This window comes from Flavobacterium sp. (assembly GCF_029242675.1).
In the GTDB taxonomy this organism is placed as follows: Bacteria; Bacteroidota; Bacteroidia; order Flavobacteriales; family Flavobacteriaceae; genus Flavobacterium.
This window is the reverse complement of the sequence record NZ_JAQWTM010000446.1, coordinates 1-3,979: the sequence shown is the minus strand read 5'-3', so window position 1 is coordinate 3,979 and position 3,979 is coordinate 1. Positions and strand designations below refer to the sequence as shown.

The 3,979-nt window shown below is 34.2% G+C and carries 4 protein-coding genes and 3 tRNA genes; 1 reads left to right on the top strand and 6 read right to left on the bottom strand.

The genetic code is table 11. From position 1 onward, the window contains the following. Together P8M54_RS16300 and P8M54_RS16295 are read right to left on the bottom strand one after the other, a co-directional pair. The coding region (locus P8M54_RS16300) for a hypothetical protein (RefSeq protein WP_300289105.1) at positions 1–460 on the bottom strand (460 nt) is incomplete at its 3' end. After that, positions 447–956, bottom strand: coding sequence for an RNA polymerase sigma factor (locus P8M54_RS16295; RefSeq protein ID WP_300289103.1), 510 nt, complete (start codon positions 954–956; stop codon positions 447–449). The genes P8M54_RS16300 and P8M54_RS16295, both read right to left, overlap by 14 nt. Before the next feature lie 132 nt (positions 957–1,088). Here P8M54_RS16295 and P8M54_RS16290 point away from each other — a divergent pair, with 132 nt between their 5' ends. Further along, the gene (locus P8M54_RS16290; RefSeq protein ID WP_300289102.1) at positions 1,089–2,537 is read left to right on the top strand and encodes a S41 family peptidase; all 1,449 of its coding nucleotides are present in this window, start codon (positions 1,089–1,091) and stop codon (positions 2,535–2,537) included. Between the two features lie 324 nt (positions 2,538–2,861). Here the strand turns inward: P8M54_RS16290 and P8M54_RS16285 are convergent, their stop codons facing one another. The 4 genes from P8M54_RS16285 to P8M54_RS16270 form a co-directional block, all read right to left on the bottom strand. Next, on the bottom strand, positions 2,862–3,362 hold the full coding sequence (locus P8M54_RS16285) for a hypothetical protein (RefSeq protein ID WP_300289101.1): 501 nt from the start codon (positions 3,360–3,362) through the stop codon (positions 2,862–2,864). Positions 3,363–3,610: 248 nt separating this feature from the next. Continuing rightward, positions 3,611–3,693, bottom strand: a tRNA-Leu gene (locus P8M54_RS16280). Positions 3,694–3,735: 42 nt separating this feature from the next. Continuing rightward, positions 3,736–3,808 (bottom strand) — tRNA-Lys (locus P8M54_RS16275). A 38-nt stretch (positions 3,809–3,846) separates the two neighbouring features. Beyond that, a tRNA-Lys gene (locus tag P8M54_RS16270) sits at positions 3,847–3,919 on the bottom strand. Between the last annotated feature and the right edge of the window lie 60 nt (positions 3,920–3,979).

Here is a 3,979-nt window from a genome sequence, read left to right as displayed (position 1 = left end):
AAGGATTAAATATTTTATTTTTGGTATTTTCAAATTCTTGTATGTATTGCATGCCTTCAACTCCGGTGTTTACATGAGTTGATAGCAAAGCCAACGCTTTTTGAGTTTCTTTAAGAGCGACTTCTGGGTCATTGTAGGTGCCTAGTTCGCTTTGATTGTTGGTAATGTAGTTGTTGTTGTACTGCATTAAAGTATAGCTTCCAATACCCAAAATAACAGCAACCGAGGCAGCGATTAAAATCCAATTAGTCTTTCTTTTTTTAGTTTGTACTATTTTTAAATGTACCGGTTGTTTGGTGTCTTTTTCAGCTGCATAAAACCTAAATAACGGCTTGTAGTGTTCTAAAGACGGATCAACAGTTTCTGATAAAAAATAGTCTTTCAATAAAGCCTCTTCTTTAGTATTGCTGTCTCCATCAAAATATTTATCCAGTAAAAGAGTGATTTTATTTAATTCCATAATTGTGTGTTTGTTGCATTTTTTCTCTAATCATTTTGCGAGCTCTTGATAATGTGGTTCGGATGGCACTTTCGTTCATCTCTACAATTTTTGCAATTTCAGCAAATTCATATTGTTCAATATCCCTTAATTGAATAACCATCCTTTGTTGTTCAGGTAACTGATTAATTATCTTTTTAATCCATCTCAAACTGTCCTCGTTTTCAATTTTTTCGTCTAGCGAACTGCTTTTTTCTTTATGATTGGTATTAGTACCATTCAAATTCCCTGCCCTTTTTGATTTTAATTGATCTAAACAATAATTTTTAGTTAGCGTCATCGCAAATGCTTCGATGCTTTTGTACTCGTCTAGTGTTTTTTTTCTGTTCCAAAGTTTCACGATAACTTCTTGTACAGCGTCCTCGGCTTCTTCGGTACTAACGAGTAAGCGTTTAGCTAATCGGAAGATCTTGTCTCGAAAAGGATTAATTACTAAAACAAAATCGTTTTGATTCATAAAATTAATTTAGAGCGTCGCGTATATAAGGAAGACGATTGACAATAACTTTTGTTACAAAAAGTAAAAAATAAAAAAATATTAAAACTAAAGATAGTATTTTTACGTTCATGATATAAACACAAGAACGATATGAGACCTACTATTAAATATTTCTTTTTACTTTTTGCATCTCTGTTTATACTGCAAGGCTGTCAGGATAATGATGATACCTCTTCAGTACCACCTAATCTTGCAGTTCAAGATTTTATTTGGAAAGGATTAAATCAATATTATTTGTGGCAAGCTGACGTGCCTAATTTAGCCGATGATCGTTTTGCCTCTCAAGCTCAATTAAATGGTTTTTTAGCAGGTTATCCTGTGCCAGAAAAGCTGTTTGATGCATTACGAGTTGATAAGTCTATCGATCGTTTTAGTTGGATAGTCGACGATTATTTGCAATTAGAAGGAGCGCTTCAAGGGGTTACTAAAAACGATGGAGTAGAGTATGGTCTTGTTTATAAACCAGGTAGCAGCACAGAAATTTTCGGCTTCGTGCGCTACATTATTCCTAATTCTGACGCCGCGTCTAAGGATATAAGAAGGGGAGATTTATTTTATGCAGTAAACGGAACACAATTGACTGTTAGCAATTATACCAGTTTGTTAGCCCTAGAAAGCAGAACCTTAAATTTAGCGAGTTATAATGGTGGAGCAATCACTCCTAATGGGAGGTCAGTGTCATTGACTAAAACTACTGTGGCCGAAAACCCAATTCTAATTAACAAAGTAGTGACAGTGGGTGCGAAAAAAATAGGCTATTTAATGTATAATGGTTTTTTTGCGGAGTATGACACCGATCTAAATACGGCTTTTGGTAGTTTAAAATCACAAGGTGTAACGGATCTTGTTTTGGATTTGCGTTATAACTCAGGTGGATCAGTTTTGACTGCTACTAGGTTAGCTAGTATGATTACCGGTCAATATACGGGGCAAGTATTTGCAAAACAGGTTTGGAATAGTAAAATTAACTCTTATTTCGAATCTAATAATCCTGAGGCTTTAAAGAATAAGTTTACAGACAAAATAGGAACAACGACCATTAATAGTTTGGGATTAAATAAAATATATATCCTAACCACTAAAAGTACGGCTTCGGCAAGTGAATTAGTAATAAATGGATTGAAACCCTATATGACCGTGGTTCAAATTGGGGATATCACTGTAGGTAAAAATGTAGGATCAGTAACGTTATATGATTCTCCTACTTTTGGTAAGGAAAATAGAAATCCAAATCACCGTTACGCAATGCAACCAATTGTTTTAAAAATTGCTAATTCAGCAGGGTTTGGAGATTATTTTAATGGTATTTCGCCGGATTATCTTTTAAAAGAGGATTATGCTAACCTAGGTGTTTTGGGAGAGACATCGGAGCCTTATTTTAGTACAGCTATCGGTAAAATAACAGGAACAGGTAAAATGCTGAAGCAAAATCCTGAAAAATCGCCTGCATATTTTAATGATTCTAAAGCAATAGATGGAATTCAAAATCAAATGTATTTGTCTTCAGCGCCTGAAGGTATATTGAAAGCGTTAGATTAAGCTATTCGTGTTTAGGGCAAATTAAGTATGAAATACTAATTTATGTAGCTTTGGCTTAGAGATAAAAGAAGTAAAAAGGTTTGTTCAATAATTACTTCTACTATTCAAATGGTCGCACTTTTTAAAAATATTTTAAGGACACTGGTTAAATTGCAAGAAGTATACATCTAATTGAAGCACGAATTGAATGATTCTATTATTCAAAGTCTAACGGAGTGGTTTAAGCGTGTTTTATTGTTTGGGTAAAGCTGCTTAGAGACAAAAATAAAATACCCCAAGGAATTTACTTTCTTGGGGTATTTTTATGATGTTGTTTTATAAAATCTATTTGCAAAACATTTTTTTGTTTTGAACTGCACTTTGGCTTCCTAGCTTTATTGCTGCTGCAAAGTCGGCACAGGCGTTTTTCTTGTCGTTTAAGCGATTGTATGACAATCCTCTTAAGTTATATGATATGTAATCTTTAGGATTGATAGAAAGTGATTTGGTGCAATCAGTTACTACGCTTTTGTAATCATTAAGTTTATAATTGATGTTAGCTCTTGTCGTATAAGCATAGGCCATTTCAGGATTTAATTCTAAGGTTTTGTTGACATCAGCTAATGCACCTTTAAGGTCATTTAAACTTAGTTTAGCAAGTCCTCTATTTAAATAAGCCTCTTCAAAAGCTGGTTTTTTATTGATGGCTTTGGTAAATTCAGCAATTGATCCTTTGGCATTTCCTGCATTTGATTTACTCATTCCTTGATCGAAATAATCTTCGGCTGTTTGACTGTATCCAAAAGCAGTAATAAGTAGGAAGAAAAATAATAATAATTTTTTCATTATGGTGTAGATTGTTTGTTAAAAAATAATTTGGTTTATAAAACTACCAAATCTAATCAATTTTTGAGCCAAAAAATTGATATTTTTTAAAATACCGATATGAGAATAGGATAGAATGCAGGGAAATTGTGTTGCTGAGGATTGATTTAAACTGGATAAAGAAAACAGTAAAATGGATAATTTTAGTATAATTACAATAAAAAAAAATCATTAAACTACTGTTTGTTAGCAGTTTAATGATTTTAAAGTGACCACGGTGGGATTTGAACCCACACGCCCTTACGAGCACCACCCCCTCAAGATGGCAAGTCTACCGTTTCTCCACGTGGCCTTAAAATAAAAAAGGTCATTCGCGATGGCGAACAACCTTTTGTGACCCGACTGGGGCTCGAACCCAGGACCCCATCATTAAAAGTGATGTGCTCTACCAACTGAGCTATCGAGTCAATGCTTCAAGGAAATTATGTGTTGATCACTTTAATTGTGACCCGACTGGGGCTCGAACCCAGGACCCCATCATTAAAAGTGATGTGCTCTACCAACTGAGCTATCGAGTCATATTCTTTCCTTGAATGCGGGTGCAAATATAAGGACTTATTTTTAATTTTTCCAAGCAT